Source organism: Mesorhizobium kamtschaticum (assembly GCF_056174585.1).
On sequence record NZ_CM149691.1, the window covers coordinates 2,377,245 to 2,398,170 of the forward strand.

Consider the following 20,926-nt stretch of genomic DNA (forward strand, 5'->3'; position numbering starts at 1 on the left):
TCCTTGAGGTTATGCGGCTGATCTAGGTAAAAGTTCTGATCTGATCTATAATGAACAGTGCCAATTAGATTACGGATCGTCTCATTTGGACCCGTTGACCGACATTGTTGCCCTGTTGCGCCCAAGGACGCTGCTCCTCGGCAATCTCGCCGCAACCGGGGAGTGGGGTATCCGTTCGCCCTATCAGAGCGACCCCACTTTCTATCTGGTGACCGAAGGCGAGTGCTGGTTTCAGCCCGATGACGCCGATGCGGTGCAGCTGTGCGTGGGCGATTACCTGCTGGCCGCTCAGCCGTCGTCGCCGTGCTTCGTCAGCCGGCCGGGCGCGAAGCTTGTGCTGTCCGACGCCGAATTCAAGGAGCGCAACACGGTCGACAATGAACTCAGGGTCGGCTGGGGAGAAGGCCCGACGACGCGCATCCTTGGCGGCCTGATCCTCTGCGATCCGGCCAACGCCGATCTTTTGTTCGGCCTGTTGCCACGCTTCACCCATATCCGGGCGGCGGAGGAGGCCGGGGAAAGGCTTGGAAGCCTGATGCGGATCATCGTCGACGAAAACCGTGCTGCCAGACCGGCAAGGGACATGGTGCTGGCGCGGCTGATCGAAGTGATGCTGATCGAAACGCTGCGGCGGGATGGTGCGCGGCATGCGACGCGGCCACAGGGCCTGCTTGGCGGCCTTGCCGATCCGCAATTGTCCAGGGCGCTCGGCCACATCCATTCGGATGTCGGCAGAGCGTGGACGATCGCCGAGCTCGCAAAAAGTGTCGGAATGTCACGCTCGCGCTTTGCGCGGCGGTTCGTCGATGTCGTCGGGGCAGCACCGGTCGAATATTTACTGGCATGGCGCATGGCACTGGCCAAGGATGCATTGCTGCATAGTCAGAAACCGCTTAGCCAGATCGCCGCCGATGTTGGCTATCAATCGGCAAGTGCCTTCAGCACCGCCTTCAGTGGCAAGGTTGGCTGCGCACCGACTCAATATCAGGCGCAAAGCCGAGGCTAGGTATCCCACCTATGCCCGGGGAAACCCCGGGCGGGTATGCACTCGAAGCTCAGAATGCGCTCGGCACGATCCACGGGTTGATGCTGATGCCGAGGCGCGGGCCCTTGCCTTCAGCGGTGTTTTCCGTGGCGCCCTTCTTCTCGACCGAGCCGGTCGAGGCGCAATCGAGCTTCACATTGGTCTTGGTGTCGACGCAAGTCGCGGCCGGCATGTGCTTGACCGGCTGGGTGGTGCCGGCGGCGAAGGCCGAACCGGAAAGGGCCAACACGGCGGCGAGGGTGAGGAGGGTCTTTTTCATTGTCAGTCTCCGTTTTCGACGGTTGAATTTTTTCCGTACATGTACGGCACGACGTACAAATACGACCGTCGATCGCGAAGTTCAAGTCAAGATCGTACGCGTACGATAAATTTTTTGTTAACCAAGAAATTACCCTCAGTTTGGTTGGGAAGGGTGGCGAGGACGTGTGGAAACGACGGAGATGTCGTTCAGCAGTCGACCGGAGTCTCGGTCAATGGCGGCACGTTCTGGGTGCTGAGTGCGGCCAGTTGGAGATCGCACATCCGTTTCACGAAAGCATATGGGTCGCCGAAGGGGTAGAAGGGGAAGGTGATCAGCAACGAGATCGTGCCGTGGCCGACCGCCCACAGCATGGTGGCGATGGCGCGCGGATCGCCTTGCAATTTTCCGGCGACGACGCAGGCTTCGACCCGGGTGATCAGCGCCTTCATCGCCGGGTTGGCCTCGTGCATTTCTTCAAAACTCCGGCCTTCCGGCGGCGTGGTCTTTTCGGTCATGAAAACGGTGCGGTATTCATTGGGATTGCCAAGGCCGAAGGCGGCATATTCGGTCATCACCGCCCGCAGGGCCTCGATCGGGTCGTCGGACGGATGCTCCTCGATGCGGCGGGCAAGCGTCTCGAAGGCGTCTTCGGCGAGCGCGAACAGGATGTCCTGCTTGTCGGAGAAATAGGAATAGACGGACATCGGCGCATAGCCGACCCGCTTGGCCAGTTTGCGGATGGTGAGGCCTTCATAGCCTTCTTCCTGGACAAGCTTGTGCGCGGCTTCGACCAGTTCGGAGCGCAGCTCGGCCTTTTGTTTTTCGCGGCGTTTCTGGACGCTCGGCGGCAAGATCTGGTGCCTTCGTTTGGTTGGTGCCTGGCTAAATTATATACGCTGTACGGAAACGGACAAGGGCACGGGAAGTTCCCAAGCGGCATGGGAGTGAGATCTTGGAGTCAGATGGCGCCGACACCGCCGTCGATGGCCAGCGCGTGGCCGGTCATGAAGGAATTGGCCGGGTCGGCGGCGAACAGGATGGCGGTGATGATTTCATCGACTTCCGCCACGCGTTTCATCGGCACGCCGCGTGTCAGTTCGGCCAACGCCTCTGCCTCCGGCGCGCCGGATACGCGCACGAAGCTGTCCACCATCGCCGTCCTGGTGTGGGCAGGGCAGATGGCGTTGATGCGCACACCCTTGGTCGCGTATTCGGCCGCCGCCGATTTGGTCAACCCGACGACGCCATGTTTGGCGGCGGCATAGACCGAAAGTTTCGGCGCGCCAACCAGCCCGGCAACCGAGGCGATGTTGACGATTGCGCCGCCCTTGGCCGTAGCCTTGAACTGCCGCTCCATCTGCGGGATCTGGTGCTTCATGGCATAGAAGACGCCGAGCAGGTCGATCTCCAGCACGCGGCGGGCCTCATCCGACGGCACTTGCGGCAGCCGCACGAAACTCTGGACGATCCCGGCATTGTTGATGGCGACATCCAGCCGGCCGAATCTTTCGACCGCCAGCCTGACCAGATCCTCCGACAGTTTCTCGTCGGCGATGTTGCCGGCCAGGATAGCCGTTTCGACCGGCAAGGAAGCTGCAAGATCGGCGAGCGCCTTTTCGTCGATGTCCGACAACACCAGTCGCGCAGCCTCGGCGGCAAAGCCTTTCGCGGCACCACGGCCAAGCCCGCCGGCGGCACCCGTGATCAGCACCGTTGCTCCGTCAAAGCGGACCATCACGTCTCCTTATCGATCAGTCTTGCGGCAAGATGCGACAGCAGTTTCACGGCTTCGCCGTAGGTTCTGGCCTTTTCGGGATTGGAGGCGTTGCCGTCCAGCGCGCGCTTGTAGACGCCCTGGCAGATCGCCGCCAACCGAAAGAAGGAGAAGGCCAGGAAGAACGTCCAGTTACCGATGCCGCTGATCCCGCGCCGACGGCAATAGGCGGCGACATAATCTTCTTCGGAGGGCAGGCCGATTGCCCCACGGTCGATGCCGCCCAGGCCGCGAAAACCGGAGGCATGCGGCAGTCGCCATTGCATGCACTGATAGGCGATGTCGGCGAAGGGGTGGCCCGATGTTGACAGCTCCCAGTCGAGCACCGCGATGACCTTTGGCTGGTCCGGCGCGAAGATCAGATTGTCCAGCCGGTAGTCGCCATGCACCAGCGAGACACGGCCGTCATCTACGGGCATGTGCGTTTCCAGCCAGGCGATCAGCTGGTCCATGTCGGCAATGGTGCCGGTTTCCGAGGCGCGGTACTGGCTGGTCCAGCGCGCCAGCTGCCGCTCGAAATAATTGCCTGGTCGGCCGAAATCGCCGAGACCCACGGCCTCGACATCGACGTCGTGCAGGGCCGCGAGCGTTCCGTTCATGGCGTCGTAGATCGCGGCGCGCTCGTCATTGTCGCGCGCTTCCGGCAGCGCCGGATCCCAGAAGATGCGACCGTCGAGGAAATCCATCACATAGAACATGCGGCCGATCGGCGAATCTTCGGCCGACAGATGCAGCATTTCGGGCACCGGTACGGCGGTGCCGGCAAGCGCCTTCATCACCCGGAATTCGCGGTCGACCTGATGCGCCGATTTCAACAATTGCCCGGGCGGCTTGGCACGCAGCACATAGCGGCCGCTGGCCGCCGTCAGCAGATAGGTCGGGTTCGACTGGCCGGATTTGAACTTTTCGATTGCAGCGAGCCCGGAAAAGCCCGGGATTTCCGCCTCGAGGTAAGGCGCAAGCGCTGCCTGGTCGAGCGCGTTGGCGTCGCTCATGCGGTCTCGGGCTGGCGTTCGATCAGGGTGAGCGTCAGCCAGCGGGCGGTCAGCGCCGGTTTCTTCGAGCCCTCGATCTCGATCGTCACGTCATGCGCGGTCTGCACCCAGCCCGACGGTCTGACCTTGACGTCGGCCAGCACGAAATGGGTGCGGATGCGCGCTCCGGTCTTCACAGGCGCCAGGAAGCGCAGCGAATCGAAGCCATGGTTGACGCCCATCTTGCCGTTTTCCAGCGGCGGCATGGTCTCGAAGGTCATTGCCGAGAGCAGCGACAGCGACAGGAAGCCATGCGCGATGGTGCCGCCGAACGGCGTCTCGCGCTTGGCCCGCTCGGGGTCGCAGTGGATGAACTGGTGGTCGTCGGTGGCGTCGGCAAACTGGTCTATCATGCGTTGCGTCACCACCCGCCACGGTGAGACGCCAACTTCCTTGCCGACACTGGCCAGAAGCACATCGAGACTGATCGGTTCCACGCTCATGTCCTCCAGTTCACCTCCGGCTTCTACGGCCGGAAAATGTCATTCCTTGAACAAGGTCAATCCATGCTGCACCGACTGCCCGCCGTCGATCGGCAGGATGGCGCCGGTGACATAACTGCCTGCACGGCTGCACAAATAGAGCGTTGCGCCGGCAATGTCATCCGCTGCGCCGATACGGCCGATCGGAACATGGCTGCCGACATGCCTGGCCTGTTCATCCGTACCGGTGGCAAAGGCCGTCATCCGGCTCTGGAAAGGGCCGGGAGCGAAGGCGTTGACGGTGATACGGCGTGCGGCGAATTCGAGCGCGAGCGTGCGCGTCAGATGATGCACCGCGGCCTTGGAGGCGGTGTAGGAATAGGCGTCGTCGGCCAGCGGCTGCGTGCCCATCACCGAACCCAGATTGATCACCCGGGCGGGATCGGCATCGCTGGCGGCGGCTTCGAGCAGCGGCAGCAATTCGCGCGTCAGGTGGAAGACGGCCGTAACATTGACGCCAAGCACTTTGGCCCATGCCGAATAGGGGAAGCTCTCCAGCGGTGCGCCCCAGGAAACGCCGGCATTGTTGATCAGAATATCGAGCTTGCCGGTCCGCGCCTTGACCTCGGCGACGAGTGCGGCGATGCCAGCCTCGCTGGAAACGTCGCCGGCGAAGCCTTCGGCCCGGCCAGGCGCACCAAGCCCGTTCAGTTCGGCGGCGACCTTGATGCAATCCTCGCCCTTGCGCGAAGCGATCATGACGCTGGCGCCGGCTTTCACCAGCGCGGTTGCCGCCATGCGGCCGATGCCAGTCGCCCCTCCCGTCACCAGCGCGATCTTGCCGGCCACCGAAAACAGCTCGTCGAGATAGGCCATTCCAATCCTCCGCGCTTTGCCTCGACATGCGGGCAAACAGTTCGCGTTGACAAGGCTATCCGAAGTACGGTCATCCTTGCCACGGGTAAAATGCCCGGCCTGTATGAAGGGTTAGCGACCGATGACGGAGATGAATCTCGGCATGACCGAGCGGCTGAAGCCGATCCACGCGCGCGTCGCGGCTATGGTGCGCGACGAGATCATGCCGCTCGACAAGGAATTCTTGGGCGAGGTGGGCAAGGCAGGCGATCGCTGGGTCTACAGCGCGCGCCAGAGCGAGATCCTCGAAGGGCTGAAGAAGACCGCACGAGAGCGCGGCCTGTGGAATTTCTGGCTGACCGGCTCGGAGCGCGGCTACGGCCTGTCCACCGTCGAATATGCCTATCTGGCGGAGGAGATGGGCAAGGCGCATCTCGGCGCCGAGACCTTCAACTGTTCGGCCCCCGACACCGGCAATATGGAGGTGCTGGAGCGCTACGGCTCGGCCGACCACAAGAAAACATGGCTTGAACCGCTTTTGGATGGAAAAATCCGCTCGGCCTATCTGATGACCGAGCCTGATGTCGCGTCATCCGATGCCACCAACATTGCCATGCGCTGCGAGTGGCAGGGCGACGACTATGTGCTCAACGGCGAGAAATGGTGGGCGTCGGGCGCCGGCGATCCACGCTGCGCCATCTACATCGTCATGGTGCGGACCGGCGGCGACGGCGAGCCGCAGCACCGCCGCCATTCGATGATCCTGGTGCCTTCGGACACGAAAGGCGTGACCAAGGTCCGCGCCATGCAGGTCTATGGCGACGATGATGCACCGCATGGCCATATGCACCTTCGCTTCGACAATGTCAGGGTACCGGCCTCGAACCTGATCCTCGGCGAGGGCAGGGGGTTCGAGATCGCGCAAGGGCGGCTTGGCCCCGGTCGCATCCATCACTGCATGCGCGCCATCGGCCAGGCCGAGATGGCGCTGGAGATGCTGTGCCAGCGTTCGGTGCGCCGCGAAGCCTTCGGCAAGCCCCTGGCGAAACTCGGTGCCAATTTCGACATCATCGCCGAATGCCGCATGGAGATCGAGATGGCCCGGCTGCTCTGCCTCAAGGCGGCGTGGATGATCGACCATGGCGATGCGCGCGCTGCGGCCCCCTGGATCAGCCAGATCAAGGTCATCGCGCCGCGCGTCGCGCTCAAGGTCACCGACGAGGCCGTACAGATGTTTGGTGCGCAAGGCATCAGCCAGGACACGCCGCTGGCCCGCTCATGGACGCATCTGAGGACATTGCGCCTCGCTGACGGGCCAGACGCCGTGCATCGCCGCCAGGTGGCACGGACGGAGCTGAAGAAATACACGCAGGAGAAAGTCTGAGCGTTAAGCTCGGCCCGCCGCATACGGTCTTTCCGCCGCAACCAAGGAGTGTCACCGATGACCATCCCCTCCGAAATGAAGGCACTGCTCCTGGTCGGCGACGGCTACACCAAGACGCCGAGCGGCAGTGTGCTCGAGGCGATGGAGCCCTATCTCGAGCCGGGCAGCATCGCGGTGCCGGCGCCTGGACCGACACAGGTGCTGATCAAGGTCAGCCTGGCTTCGATCAATCCGTCCGATGTCGCCTTCATCAAGGGCCAGTACGGCCAGCCGCGCGCCAAGGGCCGGCCGGCCGGCTTCGAGGGTGTCGGCACCGTCGTCGCCGGGGGTGACGAACCCTATCCCAAAAGCCTCGTCGGCAAGCGCGTCGCCTTCGCCACCGGCCTCAGCAACTGGGGCTCGTGGGCCGAATTTGCCGTCGCCGAGGCGGCGGCCTGCATTCCGCTTCTCGACACGGTTCGTGACGAAGATGGTGCGGCGATGATCGTCAATCCGCTCACCGCGATTGCCATGTTCGACATCGTCAAACAGGAGGGCGAAAAGGCCTTCATCATGACCGCAGGCGCCAGCCAGCTCTGCAAGCTGATCATCGGCCTCGCCAAGGAAGAGGGCTTTCGGCCAATCGTCACCGTGCGCCGCGATGAGCAGATCGCGCTTCTGAAAGAGATCGGCGCTGCCCATGTGCTCAACGAGAAGGCGCCGGATTTCGAGGCCGCGCTGCGCGAGGTGATGAAGGCCGAACAGCCGCGCATCTTCCTCGATGCGGTCACCGGGCCGCTGGCTTCGGCGATCTTCCATGCGATGCCGAAACGGGCGCGCTGGATCATCTATGGCCGGCTCGACACGGATGCCACCATCATCCGTGAGCCCGGCCAGCTGATCTTCCAGCACAAGCACATCGAAGGTTTTTGGCTGAGCGAATGGATGCGGCAATTCAAGGAGCGCCGTGGTCCGGCGATCCTGGAAGCGCAGAAGCGTTTTTCCGACGGGCGCTGGTCGACCGACGTAACGGCGGTCGTGCCGCTCGCCGAGGCGATCGAGCGGGTACCGGCCGAACTGGCCAAGCCCAATGGCAAGGTGTTCATCAGGCCTTGACGCTATTCGAAGCGGCGGTGGAAGCGCGAATACGAGGCTTTCGGAGGTCTCGCTTCAGCCAGGCCGTCGCAGTGCCTGACCGTCCGCGGCGGCGCGTCGACTTGATGGCCGCGTCTTTCAGCCCCCTATGCCACGCCGCTTTGTCCGTGATATGCCGCCGCCATCGAATGCCGGGACAGTGCTGGACTGAGCCTGTTCCGGGTGTTGTGGGGTGTCTTGATGACGATGTCCAAGCCGGTTTTCGACCGTTTGGGACTTGGCCTGTGGATCGGAGCGTTTCTGGTCGTTCTTGTCCTCGTCCTGTTGGCACCCGACACGCGCAGCGTGCTGTCGGCCTACAGATATGGCAGCCAGGAATTTCTCTCCGGGCGGCCGCTCTACAACATCCAGTCCGAGATGGGGTATCTCTACGCGCCGGCCTTTGCCGCGCTATATGTTCCATTGGTGAAGCTCGGTCCGCATCTGGGCGGCCTGGTGTGGCATATCATTGGCTTCGCGGTGCTGACCTTTGCGGCGATGCGGCAGGTGCGCAAGCTCGGCGGTGGGGAATTGCCATGGCTGCTTTCCTTCGGGCTGTTTCTCGCCCTGCCGATGGCGCTGGGGGCGATCCGCAACGGCCAGGCGACGATCCTGTTGACCGGGGCGTGCTGGCTTCTCACTTTGTCGGCGCTCGAAGGTCGGCGGGCCGAAACCTTTTTCTGGGCTTCGGTTGCCATCATCGCCAAGCCGACCGCGATCATCATGCTGTTGTTGGTGGGAGCCCTGCGTTTCCGGCTGATACCGGTGCTGGTGCTGGCCGTGTTGTTCGTCCTCGCTTTGCCCTATGCTTTCGCTTCCGCCAGCTATCTCAACGACCAGTATCGTGTTTTTGGCCAGATGTTGACCTCGATGGCTGTCGACAACACCAGCCACTTCGTTCCCACCGACTTCACGGCGCCCTTCACCAAAATGGGGCTGCCCCTCCCGGAATTCGGTGCCACGATCGTGCGCATCGTCATGGCCGTGTTCACGCTCTCCGCGGTTATCTGGTTCGACCGCAAGCTCGAACGCGGGACGGCCGGGCTCGCCATCTTCCTGACGGCGACGTTCTACATGTGCGTCTTCAATCCGCGCGTCGAGCCCAACACCTATGCCATGATCGCCGTGCCTGCCGGTCTCGCTATCGCCTTGTTGTGGCGCGAGGAACGGGGTGGTGTCCTGGCCTCGGTGCTGGCGGTGACCCTGTTCCTTACGGGGCTAACCGGCGTCGAACGCCATATCCAGGATTTGACGTATCCCTGGTTCCGGCCGATCACGGTCACGGTTATCGCCGGTTCCCTGGTCTGGTGGTTCTGGGCGAAAGCACGAGGCAAGGTGACGCGAGACAATGTGATGAATGAAAGGCCTGTGGCAAATGGCTGAGTCGCGGCCTGTTCTCGATATCGTGGCGCCGTTCTTCAACGAGGCGCAATCGGCATCGGCGTTTGCCGCATTGCTCGACAAGCTAGAAGCCACGGTGGCGCAGCGCTTCGGCATGGCTGTCCACAAGATCCTGGTCGACGACGGCAGCCGCGACGATAGCGCGGAGCGGTTTTCGCGGGCGCTGTCGGGTTCCTGGGAGATCGTGCGGCTCAGCCGCAATTTCGGCAAGGAGGTCGCGGTGCTCGCCGGCCTCGACCAGTCGCGCGGTGACATGGCGCTGGTCATGGATGCCGACCTCCAGCATTCGATGGACACCAGCCTGAAGATGATCGCCGAACTGGTGGAAAACCGCGATATCGATGTCGTCTACGCGCAGAACGACCGCCGCGAGGCCAGCTGGCGGCGCAGCCAGCTGGCGCGGCTTTTCTACAGCCTCATCAACAGCAGCCAGCGTTTCGACATTCCGGAGAATGCGGGAGATTTTCGCGTCATGCGCGGTGCCGTGGTGCGCGCGCTGACGAGCCTGCGTGACAAGCGGCGCTTCAACAAGGGCCTATTCGCCTGGGCGGGCTTTCGCCAGAAGGCCATGCCCTATTCGCCGGAGAACCGCGCCAGCGGCACGTCGAAATGGAGCCGGCTCAACCTGATCGCCTTCTCGCTGGAGGGTTTTACCTCCTTTTCCGTCATCCCGTTGCGCATCATCAGCCTGAGCGGGATGCTGGCGGCGTTGGCGGGCCTCGTTTACGGCGCCAAGGTGTTCTTCGAGGTGATGTTCTACGGCATCGCCGTCCCCGGCTATCCCAGCCTGATGGTCGCCGTCGTCCTGCTCGGCGGCCTCAACCTCACCTTGCTCGGCCTGATCGGCGAATATGTCTGGGTCACGCTTTCGGAGAGCAAGGATCGGCCGGTCTATATCGTGCGCGATGTCGTGCGCGGAGAGGTTCCGGACAGGCCGTCAGGCGCGCCCGGCGCATGACGCGACGCATCCGCCTCATCGCTGACGACTACGGCCTGGCGCCCGGCGTTTCCGCCGCTATTCTCGACCTGCTCGATCGCGGCCGCCTGACCGGCACCAGCTGCATGACCGGCTTTCCCGAATGGCCTGACGCAGCGGCGCGTATCATGCCGCTGCGCGAGCGCGCGGCGATCGGGCTACACCTGACCCTGACCGACCAGCCTGCCGTCACCGGCCGGTCGAGCCTGGCGCCGGAAGGCCGGCTGCCGCCGCTGCGTTCGCTGGCACTGCCGATCCTGCGCGGCAGCATCGACGAGCGGGATGTCCATGCCGAGCTCGACGCGCAGTACAGCCGCTTCGTCGAGGCGCTTGGCCGCCAGCCTGACTTCATCGACGGCCACCAGCACGTGCATTTCCTGCCTGTCGTGCGCAAATGGCTGCGGGCGCATTTTTCCGAAGCTGGCGGCATGCCGGCGCTGCGCGGTGCGCCGGCGCTGGGCAACGCCGCCGTGGCACCGAAAGTCGCGGCGATCGCCGCCGTGGCTGCCGGTTTCAATGGGTCGATGCGGCGCACCGGCTTCAGCATTTTCGAGCCGCTCGCCGGCATCTATGACTGGCGGCAACCCGAGAGATTTGCGCCTGTTCTGCAAGCCGCCGTCGACGCACTGCCGGAACGCGGGCTGTTCATGTGCCATCCCGGCCATGTCGACGAGACGCTGCGGACGCGCGACCCGATGCAAGGCGTGCGCGAGGTGGAGTTCGCGCTCCTGGCCTCGGAAGCGTTCGGCGCGAGCCTCGCCCGCGCCGGTGTCGAGATCATGGACGGCCAGGGATGAGCGGCGCGGACCAGCCCCGGCGTTCGACCGGCAGCAAGATCGTCCGCTTTGCCATTGTCGGACTGGTCAACACGGCCATCGACCTTGCCGGCTTCTTCGTGCTGCTCAAGCTGCATGTCCCGCCGCTGCCGGCCAATGTCACCTCCTGGTTCATTGCCGTCATCTTCTCTTCACGGCCAACAGTTTGTGGTCGTTCGAGCGCGATCGGGCCATCCGGCTGCGCGATGCCTTCCTGCGCTTTGTCTCGCTGGGGGCGCTGATTTCGCTCGGCGTTTCCAGCCTTTCGATCGCGCTGTTCTCCGGCATTGCCGGGGTGTGGCCGGCAAAGATCGGCGGTGTCATCGTGGCGGCGGTGCTGAATTTCCTCGCCGCGCGCTGGTCGATCGAAGGCCGGCTGCTGAAATAGCGGCATTATCTCCGACGAGATTGCAGACGGAAAGCAGCTAGCCGCGCCCCGGAGTTTTACCTACTCCGCCGGCTCCATATTGGTGTAGGCGGCTTCCTCGAGTTCGTGCTTGAGGCGCGCTTCCTCATGCGTCTTCGGGGTGACGAAGCGGCCAAGCAGGAGATAGGCGACCGGCGTCAGGAACAGTGTCGAGATGGTGGCCAGCCCCAGACCGCCCACGATCACCCAGCCGAGCGCCACGCGTGCCTCGGCACCCGCGCCCGCAGCCAGCACCAGCGGCACGCCGCCAAGTATGGTGCAGATCATCGTCATCATCACCGGCCGCAGGCGGATGGTCGAGGCCTGCTCGATCGCCTCGCGCACGCCCAGTCCGCGGTCGCGCAGCTGGTTGGCGAACTCGACGATCAGGATGCCATTCTTGGCCATGACGCCGACCAGGAGAACCAGGCCGATCTGGCTGTAGGCGTTGAGGCTGGTGCCTGACAGCAGCAAGGCAAAGATGGCGCAGGCCAGCCCAAGCGGCACCGTCGCCATGATGATGACCGCGCTGACGAAGCTTTCGAACTGGGCGGCCAGCACCAGCAGGATGATAACCAGCGCGAAACCGAAGATGGTGACCATGGCGCTGTTAGTCTCGCCCAGCGTCGCTGCCTCGGCCAGTGGCAGGATGCGGCTGCCGGGCGGCAGCAGCGGCGTGGCGATCGCCTCGGCTTGGCTCAGCGCATCGCCCAGCGCGAAATTGCCGGAGAGGTTGGAGGTGATGGCCACCGATGGCTGCTGCTGTTCGCGCGACAGCGATGGCGGCACCGCGCGTTCGGTCAGCGTGGCGATGGTCGACATCGGCACGAAGCGGCCGTCGGCTGTCTTCAGGAAGACATTTTCCAGATCGGTCGGATCGTTGATCGGATTGGTGGTCGAGACCAGCTTCACGCCATAGCTGCGGTCGGCGATGTAGACATCGACTACGTCGTTGCCGTCGAGCATGGCCTGCATGGTGTTGGCGAGGCCTGATATGTCGATGCCGAGGTCGGAGGCACGCTCGCGGTCGATGGCGACGGCCAGCTGCGGCTGCGTCGGGTCGATCGACAGGCGCGGCGTCTGGAAGCGCGGGTCCTTCTGCATCTCGGCGATGATCTTCACCGCCGCGTCGCCGAGCGCCTTGCGGTCGTTGCCGACCAGCGCGAATTGCAGGCCGTTGCCGGCGCCACGGATGCCGAGGCTGTTGGGCTGCACCGGGAAGATGCGCACGCTCGGCACCTGCTTGGTCAGCTGGCTGATCTCGGCCATGATTTCCTGCTGGCTGCGGCTGCGCTCGTTCCAAGGGGCGAGCGTCATCACCATGAAGCCGGAATTGTAGGAACCGTTCTGGCCGGCATTCTCGAAGGTCGAACGGATCTCGCCGGAATCGCGCATCGGCTGGATCAGCTTTTCGATCTTCTGCATCTGCTGCGTCGTGTAATCGAGGCTGACGCCTTGCGGGGCATTGATGCGCAACAGCACGGCCGCGCGATCCTCGGTCGGTGTCAGTTCCTGGCGGATGGTGCCGAACAGCGCGAAAGCGGTGCCGGCAAACAGCACCGCAACCAGAACGACGATCCAGGGCGCGTCGAGGCATGCGTGCAGGACCCGTTTGTAGGCGGCATTCAACGCGCCGCCGATCCGGGCGCCGATGCCGTGGCCACCTTCATGGTGAAGCGATGCGCCGGTCAGCATGCGTGAGGCGAGCATCGGGCAAAGTGTCAGCGCCACCACGCAGGACAGAAGCACCGACATGGCAAGCACGAAGCCGAATTCGCGGAACAGGCCGCCGGTCTGGCCGGGCAGGAACGAGATCGGCACGAAGACGGCGACCAGCGTCAGCGTCGTGGCGACGACGGCGAAGAACACTTCCTGCGCGCCGAGCACGGCGGCGGCCCGCGGCCCCATGCCTTCATTGCGCCGTCGCACGATGTTTTCCAGGACGACGATGGCGTCGTCGACGACAAGGCCCGTGGCCAGCACCATGGCGAGCAGCGTCAGGATGTTGACCGAGAAGCCGGCCAGATAGATGGCGGCGATGGTGCCGATCATGGCGACCGGCATCGACAGGCCTGGGATGAGCGTGGCGCGCCAGTCGAGCAGGAAGATGTAGATGACGATCAGCACCATGGTCACCGACAGGCCGAGCGCGATTTCGACCTCGTGCACGGCGCCCTTGACGAAGACGGCGTCGTCGCTGGTGATCTTGATCGCCATGCCCTTGGGCAGGTTCTCCTGCAGTTTGGCGACGGCGGCCTGGACGCCGGTCGAGATGTCGAGCGTGTTCGATTCCGCCTGGCGGATGATACCGATGCCGATGCCGGTCTTGCCATCGGAGCGCAGCGTCGTCTGGCCGACATCGGGGCCGAGCGTGACGGTGGCGACGTCGCGGATGCGCGTCGTGCCGCCGATGATGATGTTTTCGAATCCTCGGGCGTCGTCACGTCGGCCGTCGTGCGGACAATCAGGTCCTGGTTCGTCGTGGTGATCGAACCGGCCGGGGAATCGAAGGCAACGGAGGCAAGGGCCGCCCTGAGGTCGGCTACCGTGAAGCCGAGACTGGCGAGCTTGTTCTGGTCGACGTCGATGCGGAAGATCTTGTCGCGGTCGCCATAGACCTGGACGTCGGCGACGCCGGGCACGGCGGCCAGTTCGTCCTCGATCTGGTCCTGGACGACGACAGTCATGTCCTGGATCGACATGTTGTCCGATGTCACTGCCAGGCGCATCACAGCGTCGGAATTGGCGTCGGCCTTGACGATGCGCGGCGGATCGGCGGTGTCCGGCATCTGGTTGGCAACCCGGCCGACGGCATCGCGCACATCGGAGGCGGCGACATTGAGGTCGACGCCGTCGTTGAATTCGATGGTGACGCGGCTCGAGCCGAAGGAGGAGGAAGACGAGATCGACTTGACGCCGGAGACGCGGGCAACGGCGCCCTCGATCGTGTCGGTCAGTTCGCGGTCGATGGTTTCGGCCGCGGCCCCTTCGAAGGTTGTCGAGACCGTGATCACGGCACGGTCGACGTCGGGCAGTTCGCGGATCTCGACGCCGTAGAAGGCGGCGAGGCCGGCAACCGCGATGAGGACGTTGAGCACGAAGGCCATGACCGGCCTGCGGATGAACAGGGCGGTGAAGCCGGTATCGCTGGCGGCGTTGACGGGTCCGGTCATGAGCCTTCGGCGGCGTTGGCGGGATGCTGCTCCTGGCCGGCGATGCGGACCTCTCCGCCCTCGCTGACGTTCTGCGTGCCTTCGGTGACGACCATGTCGCCGCTGTTGATCTCGGCGTCGATCAGCACGGTCTCGGTGTTGCGCTGGATGATGCGCACCGGCACGCGCTTGGCCTTGCCGTCCTCGATCTGCCAGACATAGGCGCCGTCCGACCCCCACAAGATCGCCAGCGGGCTGACGGCGGGATACGTTTCGCCGGGGAATTTCATGATGATGGAGAACGACATGCCGGCGCGTAGCGAGTCGGCGGGATTGGCGATCTTGGCCTTGACCAGCAGCGTGCGGCTCTTTTCGTCGATATGGTTGTCGATGGCCGAAATCGTGCCGGTATAGGCGTTGCTCGGATTGGCGATCGGCGTTGCCGTCAATTGCCCACCGACCTTGACTGCGGCGGCGAAACGCTCTGGCACCTGGAAATCGACGAGGATCGAGGAGCGGTCATCGAGCGTGGCGATCGCCGACTGGTTGGTGACGTAGTTGCCGGCCGAGATCGGCAGGATGCCGACAGTGCCAGCGATCGGCGCCAGGATGGAGCGGCGCTGCAGCGCAAGCTCGGCATCCTGGAGCGCCAGCTTGGCGCCCGCCAGCACCACTTCGGCGTCGGCAACGGCGACCGGCGTCGCGGCATTGGAAGCGCGCAGCGACTTGACGCGGTCAAGCTTGGATTGCGCATCCTGCAGAGCGAGCTTGGCCCGATCCTGGGAGATGATCTCGGTTTCGGAATCAAGCGTCACGATGATCTGTCCCTTGTCGACATGAGTACCGGATTCGACCAGCAGTTCGGCGAGGCGGCCGGAACTATAGGGATTGACGGTCACCGAGGCGTTGGCGCGGCCGGTGCCGATCGCCTGCAGGCGGTCGTTGATGACAGCCGAGGCGGCCGGCGATGCAACGATGGTGGCAATCTGGGCGCCGTTGCGCCCCGCCTGCCGGGAGCCAGCTGTCGCAGTGTCCTTCGCTGGAGGCGTCGCGCCATAGGCCCAGTCGATGCCCCAGCGCGCCAGCACTTCGGGAGCGCCGGGGTAGAAGCGCGCCCACGCGGCCGCGGCGGCGACCACGACGACAAGCGCAAGGACAATCTGTTTCCAACCCGACATCGGCACTCCAGCGGCAAAAATCGTTCTGCCGGTTCCAAGTGGAAGCGGATGCAGCGACGACGAGGGCTGGGGACCAAAACCGGCCACCCACCCCCCGATATCATCGGTTTATGGCAATTATCACGCAATCGTGCACATTAAATCTCGGTAACGTGATGTCTGCACGCTTGATCAGGGACGGATGCGACTGGCCAGAGCCGCTTAACGCAGCCCTTCCATTTCCCGAATACGCCGCGCGCCGTCGGCCTCGAGTTGCCTGGTGACGGCGCCGATCAGCGTTTCGGCGACGACGAAGAGCGCGGCCGAGGAATCCCATGCGGACGGCACCGCGGTTCGTCCGGCGATGACATGACGGGCAAAACGGGCGATCGGCGACAGCCACTGGTCGGTGAACAGCACGATCTGGACGCCGCGCTGATGCGCCTTCTCGGCGAAGCGCACGAGGCTGTCCTGGTAGCGCCTGATGTCGAAGATCACCAGCACGTCGCGCTTGCCCATGTCGATCAGCCTGTCGCGCCACATGCTCTCCTGGCCGGCAAGGTGAAAGACATCGGGCTGGATGACGGCGAGGTGGGCGGCCATGTAGCGCGCCAGCGGGTCGGTGAAGCGGCCGCCGATGAGGAATGTCTTGCCCCGCCGGTCGGCAAGCCGTGCCGCGATATCGGCAAGCTGCTTGTCCGAGAGGTGGCGGAAGGTCTCGCGCATATTGTCGAGCGTTGCTTCCAGCATCGGCGACACCGTGCCGCCGCCGGGCGAGGGCGGGTTGAGGGTCCGTATCGCCGGCGACTGCAGCTGCGCCGCCAGTTCGTCCTGCAGGCTCGACTGGAATTCCGGATAGTTCTGGAAGCCGAGCCGGGCCACGAAACGCAGGATGGTCGGCGAGGAGACGCCGGCGGCGGTCGAGAATTCGGCGACCGTCTTCAGGCCGATCATCGGATAGCTGGCAATCAGCGTCTGGGCCGCGCGCCGTTCGCTGGCCGGCATCGTGCCGATGCGGTCGGCGATCAGTTCGGCAATGCTGGAAATCATCTTTCCCCCACCCCTTGGCCTTGCCCATGAGATCGCATTTGACAAAGCCGGGTAAACTGTATGAAATCATCCATAGGGACGCAATGAGGCAAAATACGTAACATACGATACAGCGCTCCCCGGGGACCGCAGACTATGGAGAAAGCACGGCCCGCCAGCCTTGCATCGTCTGATACCGTGGGGGTAACCAACCCTGGCGGATCGAGCCCTTTCGTGCTGACCTGCGATCACGCTTCCAATTTCCTTCCCGCCGAATTCGGCACACTCGGCCTTGCCGCCGAGGACCTGTCGCGCCACATTGCCTGGGATCCCGGTGCGCTGCCGGTGGCAATGCGCGTGGCGCAGGCGCTCGATGCGACGCTGGTCGAAGCCCGCATTTCGCGCCTCGTCATCGACTGCAACCGGCCGCTCGACGCGCCAGACCTGGTGCCGCCGGTCAGCGAGACGACAGCCATACCGGGCAATACCGGCCTGTCGGAAAAACAGCTTGCGGCGCGGGTCGCCATGTCATGGCAGCCGTTTCACAGCGCCATCGAACGCATCGTCGAGGAGCGGCTGGCGCGCGGCCAGGAGACCCGGCTGGTTTCCGTCCATTCCTTCACGCCGGTCTACAAGGGCCGCAACCGGCCCTGGCACATCGGCATCATCCATGACGAGGATCGCCGGCTGGCGTCGCCGCTGATATCGGCGCTCAAGCGGCTTTCCGGCGTCACCGTCGGCGTCAACGAACCCTATTCGCCTGCCGACCGCGTCTATTTCACGCTGGAACGGCATGCGCGCTCGCGCGGGCTGCCCTGCGCGATGATCGAAATCCGCAACGACGAAATCTCCGGCGAGACCGGGCAGCGGAAATGGGCGGATCTGCTCACGGGTATTTTTTCGGATCTGGAACCAGAGGAGGCCACGCGGCCCAGATCGCATTCAGTCAGAAAGTCAGTCCAATCGGCCAGCTGAGAAACAAAACAGGGGACTTCAAATGGCAGCACCAGGTCAAATAGACGTCGACAAGTCGGAGGACGTAAAGATCCTTCACAGCATGGGCTACGCCCAGGAACTATCCCGGCGCATGGGGGCGTTCCAGAGCTTTGCCATCTCGTTCTCCATCATCTGCATCTTGTCCGGCGGATTCGGATCGTTTCCGATCGCGCTTTCGACGGGCGGCCCATTTTCATTGACCATCGGCTGGATCATCGGCAGCGCGTATGCACTTATCGTTGCCGCCAGTCTCGGCCAGATTGCATCCGCCTACCCGACGGCAGGCAGCCTGTACCACTGGTCGTCAATCCTTGGCGGCCGGTTCTGGGGCTGGGCAACGGCCTATGTCAATCTGCTCGGGCTGCTGTTCGTCATCCCGGCTGTGAACGTGTTTCTCTATCTCATCACCCGGGATTTGTTCTTCGGTTCGGTGCTCGGCTGGGACGTTTCCGGCTGGGGGATGGGGACGCAAATTGGTTCAGTCGCTGTCATCACCGCGGCGCAAGCCTTGCTGAACCATTTCGGCATCAGGCTGACGACCATTCTGACGGATTTTTCCGGTTATCTGATCCTCGCAGTCACCGTCATCCTTATCGTCATGTTTTTGATGGCGGCGCCAAGCTTCGATATCAGCAAGGCATTCGCTTTTGTGAACAACACGGGCGCGCCGGGAGGCGGCGTTTCGCCGCAAACGGGTCCGCTGATGGCGATCATCATTGGGCTTCTCTATCCGCTGTTCACCATCACCGGCTTTGACGCTTCCGCGCACACGGCGGAAGAAACGGTCAATGCCCGTGACACCGTGCACAAGGGCATGTTGCATTCGGTCTTCTGGTCCGGCGTGTTCGGTTTCGTGCTGATCCTCGTCATGATCATGGCAATCCCGGATTTGAATGCCGCCGCTGCATCGGGCTGGAGTTCCTTCAATAATCTCTTTATCGCAGCGATCATGACGTCGTTCATCGGCAAGTTGATGCTGATCGGCGTGATCATCTCCAACTTCCTTTGCGCATTGGCCGCCGTGACCTCCACGTCGCGGATGATCTATGCGTTTGCTCGTGATGGCGGTTTGCCATTCTCCGGCGTGCTGAGTTCGGTCAGCCCGAAGTACCGCACTCCGGTGGCGGCGATCTGGTTCTCGGCCATCATGGCAGTCGTGCTGACCGCGGTGACGACGCCGCTCAACGCCTTTGCCGCACTCTCCACCGGCTGCGCGATGTATCTCTATATTTCGTACGCCATGCCGATCGTGGCCGGGTTCTTTGCCGAAGGCAAAACCTGGACAAGCTTCGGCAGTTTCCGCCTTGGCGGCCTGTCGAAAGTTTTCGCTGTCATCGTCATGATCGGCACGGTCCTGGTCACGATTGGCGGTCATGCCTTCGTCGTGTCCATTCCCAGCTCGCCGGGCGACGCCGCGGCCAATCCGCCTGTCCCTGCCTCGGATTTTGTACCGGGTCTTTGGTACTATTCGGTTGGCTTTGCGATCATCCTGGCAATTCTTTGGTTCGCCATTGAAAACCGCCGCTTCCAAGGTCCGCCTATCGGCGAAGCGGCAATCGCCAAGCGCAAGGCAGTCATCGCAGCTGCCGAAAAGGCTGTCGGCGAAACTGCCTAAGCAACAAGCCGAAGCCGTGGCGAGTTCTCTCGCCACGGCTTCGCACTCGTTCAATGTGACAAGCCCGAAACGACAAGCGCTGGAGTGCCAAAGGAATGGCCGGAAATTTCTCGTTCGATCAGTTGAAGAAAGCGGTCTCCAGCGGTGAGATCGACACGGTGCTGGCCTGCATCGTCGACCTGCAGGGACGATTGGCCGGAAAGCGCTTCCTGGCGCAGTATTTCGTCGATTCCGCGCATGACGAAACGCATGGCTGTAACTATCTGCTGGCCGCGGACATCGATATGGAGCCGGTGCCAGGCTACAAGGCGGCAAGCTGGTCGAAGGGCTATGGCGACTTCGTCATGAAGCCGGATCTGGCGACGTTGCGGCGCATTCCGTGGCTGGAAAAGACCGCGCTGGTGATCTGCGACGTGCTCGACCACCACACCCATGACGACCTGCCGCATTCGCCGCGTGCCATCCTGAGGAAGCAGGTCAAGCGGCTGACGGAGCGTGGCTATATCGGCTACTTCGCTTCCGAGCTCGAATTCTATCTGTTCAACGAGACCTACGATTCCGCCCGCAAGAAGCATTGGCAGGGCCTCGACACCGCCTCGCCCTATATTGGCGACTACCAGATCGGCATCACCACCAAGGAAGAGGGCGTCATGCGCCGGCTTCGCAACGAGATGGAAGCCGCCGGCATCCCGATCGAAAACTCCAAGGGCGAGTGGGGGCCGGGCCAGGAAGAGATCAATGTGCGCTACGCAGAGGCGCTCGACATGGCCGACCGCCACGTCATCCTGAAGAACGGCGCCAAGGAAATCGCCGAGTCCGAGGGCAAGGCGATCTCGTTCATGTCGAAATACAATTACGGCCTCGCCGGCAACTCCAGCCATATCCACAATTCGCTGTGGAGCGCCGACGGCAAGACGCCTTTGTTCTTCGACAAGAAGGCCGACTGGACGCTGTCGACACTCGGCCAGCAATGGGCGGCGGGGCAGCTGAAGTATGCCAAGGAGTTCACCTGGTTCCTGGCGCCTACATCAACTCCTACAAGCGCTTCCAGGCCGGCACCTTCGCGCCGACCAAGATCATGTGGAGCGAGGACAACCGCACCGCCGGCTTCCGCCTGTGCGGCGAGGGCACCAAGGGCATCCGCATGGAATGCCGCATCGGCGGTGCCGACCTGAACCCCTATCTCGCCTTCGCGGCGCTGATCGCCGCCGGCCTCGCCGGCATCGACGAGAGGCTCGAATTGCAGAAGCCGTTCGTCGGCGATGCCTATCAGGCCTCGCGCCTGCCGGAGATCCCGAAGACGCTGCGCGACGCCACCGAGACGCTGGCCAAGTCGAAGATGCTGAAGCAGGCGCTCGGCGAGGACGTGCTCGAACATTATGTCCACACCGCCAAGTGGGAGCAGTTCGAATACGACCGCCGCATTACGGATTGGGAACTGCACAGGGGTTTCGAGCGGTACTAAACTATGTCGACGTCGCCCTCCCTTAGCCATCGTCTGAACGGCGGGC

General features: G+C 63.3%; 18 protein-coding genes and 2 pseudogenes. 11 read left to right on the plus strand and 9 right to left on the minus strand.

Annotation, left to right across the window (positions count from 1 at the left end):
- The first annotated feature begins 94 nt into the window (after positions 1-94).
- Positions 95-1,006, plus strand: coding sequence for an AraC family transcriptional regulator (locus AC0V7N_RS11760; protein ID WP_475457588.1), 912 nt, complete (start codon positions 95-97; stop codon positions 1,004-1,006).
- Positions 1,007-1,055: 49 nt separating this feature from the next.
- Here AC0V7N_RS11760 and AC0V7N_RS11765 read toward each other — a convergent pair whose 3' ends face one another.
- From AC0V7N_RS11765 to AC0V7N_RS11790, 6 genes are all read right to left on the minus strand, one after another.
- Positions 1,056-1,304, minus strand: a complete 249-nt coding sequence (locus AC0V7N_RS11765) for a DUF680 domain-containing protein (RefSeq protein ID WP_475457590.1) — start codon at positions 1,302-1,304, stop codon at positions 1,056-1,058.
- A 188-nt stretch (positions 1,305-1,492) separates the two neighbouring features.
- The gene (locus tag AC0V7N_RS11770) at positions 1,493-2,137 is read right to left on the minus strand and encodes a TetR/AcrR family transcriptional regulator (protein ID WP_475457592.1); all 645 of its coding nucleotides are present in this window, start codon (positions 2,135-2,137) and stop codon (positions 1,493-1,495) included.
- Positions 2,138-2,244: 107 nt separating this feature from the next.
- Positions 2,245-3,021, minus strand: a complete 777-nt coding sequence (locus AC0V7N_RS11775) for an SDR family NAD(P)-dependent oxidoreductase (RefSeq protein ID WP_475457594.1) — start codon at positions 3,019-3,021, stop codon at positions 2,245-2,247.
- Positions 3,021-4,055 (minus strand): phosphotransferase, encoded by a 1,035-nt coding sequence (locus AC0V7N_RS11780; protein ID WP_475457596.1) that lies wholly within the window; start codon positions 4,053-4,055, stop codon positions 3,021-3,023. Before AC0V7N_RS11780 ends, AC0V7N_RS11775 begins: the two co-directional genes overlap by 1 nt.
- On the minus strand, positions 4,052-4,537 hold the full coding sequence (locus AC0V7N_RS11785) for a MaoC family dehydratase (RefSeq protein ID WP_280175382.1): 486 nt from the start codon (positions 4,535-4,537) through the stop codon (positions 4,052-4,054). The genes AC0V7N_RS11780 and AC0V7N_RS11785 overlap by 4 nt, the downstream gene beginning before the upstream one ends.
- Positions 4,538-4,576: 39 nt before the next feature.
- Positions 4,577-5,392 (minus strand): SDR family oxidoreductase, encoded by an 816-nt coding sequence (locus AC0V7N_RS11790; RefSeq protein WP_475457598.1) that lies wholly within the window; start codon positions 5,390-5,392, stop codon positions 4,577-4,579.
- A gap of 121 nt (positions 5,393-5,513) precedes the next feature.
- Here AC0V7N_RS11790 and AC0V7N_RS11795 point away from each other — a divergent pair, with 121 nt between their 5' ends.
- The 7 genes from AC0V7N_RS11795 to AC0V7N_RS11825 all read left to right on the plus strand — a co-directional run bounded on the left by AC0V7N_RS11795 (position 5,514) and on the right by AC0V7N_RS11825 (position 11,448).
- The gene (locus AC0V7N_RS11795; protein WP_475457600.1) at positions 5,514-6,755 is read left to right on the plus strand and encodes an acyl-CoA dehydrogenase family protein; all 1,242 of its coding nucleotides are present in this window, start codon (positions 5,514-5,516) and stop codon (positions 6,753-6,755) included.
- Positions 6,756-6,812: 57 nt separating this feature from the next.
- Complete coding sequence (locus tag AC0V7N_RS11800) at positions 6,813-7,850, plus strand: zinc-binding dehydrogenase (RefSeq protein ID WP_475457602.1); 1,038 nt, start codon at positions 6,813-6,815, stop codon at positions 7,848-7,850.
- Between the two features lie 219 nt (positions 7,851-8,069).
- Positions 8,070-9,251 carry a glycosyltransferase family 87 protein gene (locus AC0V7N_RS11805; protein WP_475457605.1) on the plus strand — a complete coding sequence of 394 codons (1,182 nt, stop codon included), beginning with the start codon at positions 8,070-8,072 and terminating at the stop codon, positions 9,249-9,251.
- Positions 9,244-10,227: a glycosyltransferase family 2 protein gene (locus tag AC0V7N_RS11810; RefSeq protein ID WP_475457607.1), complete on the plus strand. Its 984-nt coding sequence runs from the start codon at positions 9,244-9,246 to the stop codon at positions 10,225-10,227. Before AC0V7N_RS11805 ends, AC0V7N_RS11810 begins: the two co-directional genes overlap by 8 nt.
- Positions 10,224-11,042: a ChbG/HpnK family deacetylase gene (locus tag AC0V7N_RS11815; RefSeq protein WP_475457609.1), complete on the plus strand. Its 819-nt coding sequence runs from the start codon at positions 10,224-10,226 to the stop codon at positions 11,040-11,042. Before AC0V7N_RS11810 ends, AC0V7N_RS11815 begins: the two co-directional genes overlap by 4 nt.
- Positions 11,039-11,302, plus strand: a complete 264-nt coding sequence (locus AC0V7N_RS11820) for a GtrA family protein (protein ID WP_496627845.1) — start codon at positions 11,039-11,041, stop codon at positions 11,300-11,302. Before AC0V7N_RS11815 ends, AC0V7N_RS11820 begins: the two co-directional genes overlap by 4 nt.
- Positions 11,227-11,448, plus strand: coding sequence for a GtrA domain-containing protein (locus tag AC0V7N_RS11825; RefSeq protein WP_496628054.1), 222 nt, complete (start codon positions 11,227-11,229; stop codon positions 11,446-11,448). Before AC0V7N_RS11820 ends, AC0V7N_RS11825 begins: the two co-directional genes overlap by 76 nt.
- A 60-nt stretch (positions 11,449-11,508) precedes the next feature.
- Here the strand turns inward: AC0V7N_RS11825 and AC0V7N_RS11830 are convergent.
- The 3 genes and pseudogenes from AC0V7N_RS11830 to AC0V7N_RS11840 all read right to left on the minus strand — a co-directional run bounded on the left by AC0V7N_RS11830 (position 11,509) and on the right by AC0V7N_RS11840 (position 16,825).
- Positions 11,509-14,639 (minus strand): annotated as a pseudogene (locus AC0V7N_RS11830) (efflux RND transporter permease subunit).
- Positions 14,636-15,796: an efflux RND transporter periplasmic adaptor subunit gene (locus tag AC0V7N_RS11835; protein WP_496627846.1), complete on the minus strand. Its 1,161-nt coding sequence runs from the start codon at positions 15,794-15,796 to the stop codon at positions 14,636-14,638. Before AC0V7N_RS11835 ends, AC0V7N_RS11830 begins: the two are co-directional and overlap by 4 nt.
- 201 nt (positions 15,797-15,997) lie before the next feature.
- Positions 15,998-16,825: a MurR/RpiR family transcriptional regulator gene (locus AC0V7N_RS11840; RefSeq protein WP_027030940.1), complete on the minus strand. Its 828-nt coding sequence runs from the start codon at positions 16,823-16,825 to the stop codon at positions 15,998-16,000.
- Positions 16,826-16,960: 135 nt separating this feature from the next.
- On the opposite strand from AC0V7N_RS11840, the gene AC0V7N_RS11845 reads away from it, so the two are divergent.
- The 3 genes and pseudogenes from AC0V7N_RS11845 to AC0V7N_RS11855 all read left to right on the plus strand — a co-directional run bounded on the left by AC0V7N_RS11845 (position 16,961) and on the right by AC0V7N_RS11855 (position 20,880).
- Positions 16,961-17,779 carry an N-formylglutamate amidohydrolase gene (locus AC0V7N_RS11845; RefSeq protein ID WP_475457615.1) on the plus strand — a complete coding sequence of 273 codons (819 nt, stop codon included), beginning with the start codon at positions 16,961-16,963 and terminating at the stop codon, positions 17,777-17,779.
- A 22-nt stretch (positions 17,780-17,801) separates the two neighbouring features.
- Complete coding sequence (locus tag AC0V7N_RS11850; RefSeq protein WP_496627847.1) at positions 17,802-19,415, plus strand: amino acid permease; 1,614 nt, start codon at positions 17,802-17,804, stop codon at positions 19,413-19,415.
- 344 nt (positions 19,416-19,759) lie between these two features.
- A pseudogene (locus AC0V7N_RS11855) lies at positions 19,760-20,880 on the plus strand (glutamine synthetase family protein).
- The last annotated feature ends 46 nt before the right edge of the window (positions 20,881-20,926 follow it).

Coding starts and splice junctions, on each gene's coding strand:
- AC0V7N_RS11765 (WP_475457590.1), bottom strand. CDS start 1,304: ATGAAAAAGACCCTCCTCACCCTCGCCGCCGTGTTGGCCCTTTCCGGT.
- AC0V7N_RS11775 (WP_475457594.1), bottom strand. CDS start 3,021: ATGGTCCGCTTTGACGGAGCAACGGTGCTGATCACGGGTGCCGCCGGC.
- AC0V7N_RS11780 (WP_475457596.1), bottom strand. CDS start 4,055: ATGAGCGACGCCAACGCGCTCGACCAGGCAGCGCTTGCGCCTTACCTC.
- AC0V7N_RS11785 (WP_280175382.1), bottom strand. CDS start 4,537: ATGAGCGTGGAACCGATCAGTCTCGATGTGCTTCTGGCCAGTGTCGGC.
- AC0V7N_RS11790 (WP_475457598.1), bottom strand. CDS start 5,392: ATGGCCTATCTCGACGAGCTGTTTTCGGTGGCCGGCAAGATCGCGCTG.
- AC0V7N_RS11795 (WP_475457600.1), top strand. CDS start 5,514: ATGACGGAGATGAATCTCGGCATGACCGAGCGGCTGAAGCCGATCCAC.
- AC0V7N_RS11800 (WP_475457602.1), top strand. CDS start 6,813: ATGACCATCCCCTCCGAAATGAAGGCACTGCTCCTGGTCGGCGACGGC.
- AC0V7N_RS11805 (WP_475457605.1), top strand. CDS start 8,070: ATGACGATGTCCAAGCCGGTTTTCGACCGTTTGGGACTTGGCCTGTGG.
- AC0V7N_RS11810 (WP_475457607.1), top strand. CDS start 9,244: ATGGCTGAGTCGCGGCCTGTTCTCGATATCGTGGCGCCGTTCTTCAAC.
- AC0V7N_RS11815 (WP_475457609.1), top strand. CDS start 10,224: ATGACGCGACGCATCCGCCTCATCGCTGACGACTACGGCCTGGCGCCC.
- AC0V7N_RS11820 (WP_496627845.1), top strand. CDS start 11,039: ATGAGCGGCGCGGACCAGCCCCGGCGTTCGACCGGCAGCAAGATCGTC.
- AC0V7N_RS11835 (WP_496627846.1), bottom strand. CDS start 15,796: ATGTCGGGTTGGAAACAGATTGTCCTTGCGCTTGTCGTCGTGGTCGCC.
- AC0V7N_RS11840 (WP_027030940.1), bottom strand. CDS start 16,825: ATGATTTCCAGCATTGCCGAACTGATCGCCGACCGCATCGGCACGATG.
- AC0V7N_RS11845 (WP_475457615.1), top strand. CDS start 16,961: ATGGAGAAAGCACGGCCCGCCAGCCTTGCATCGTCTGATACCGTGGGG.
- AC0V7N_RS11850 (WP_496627847.1), top strand. CDS start 17,802: ATGGCAGCACCAGGTCAAATAGACGTCGACAAGTCGGAGGACGTAAAG.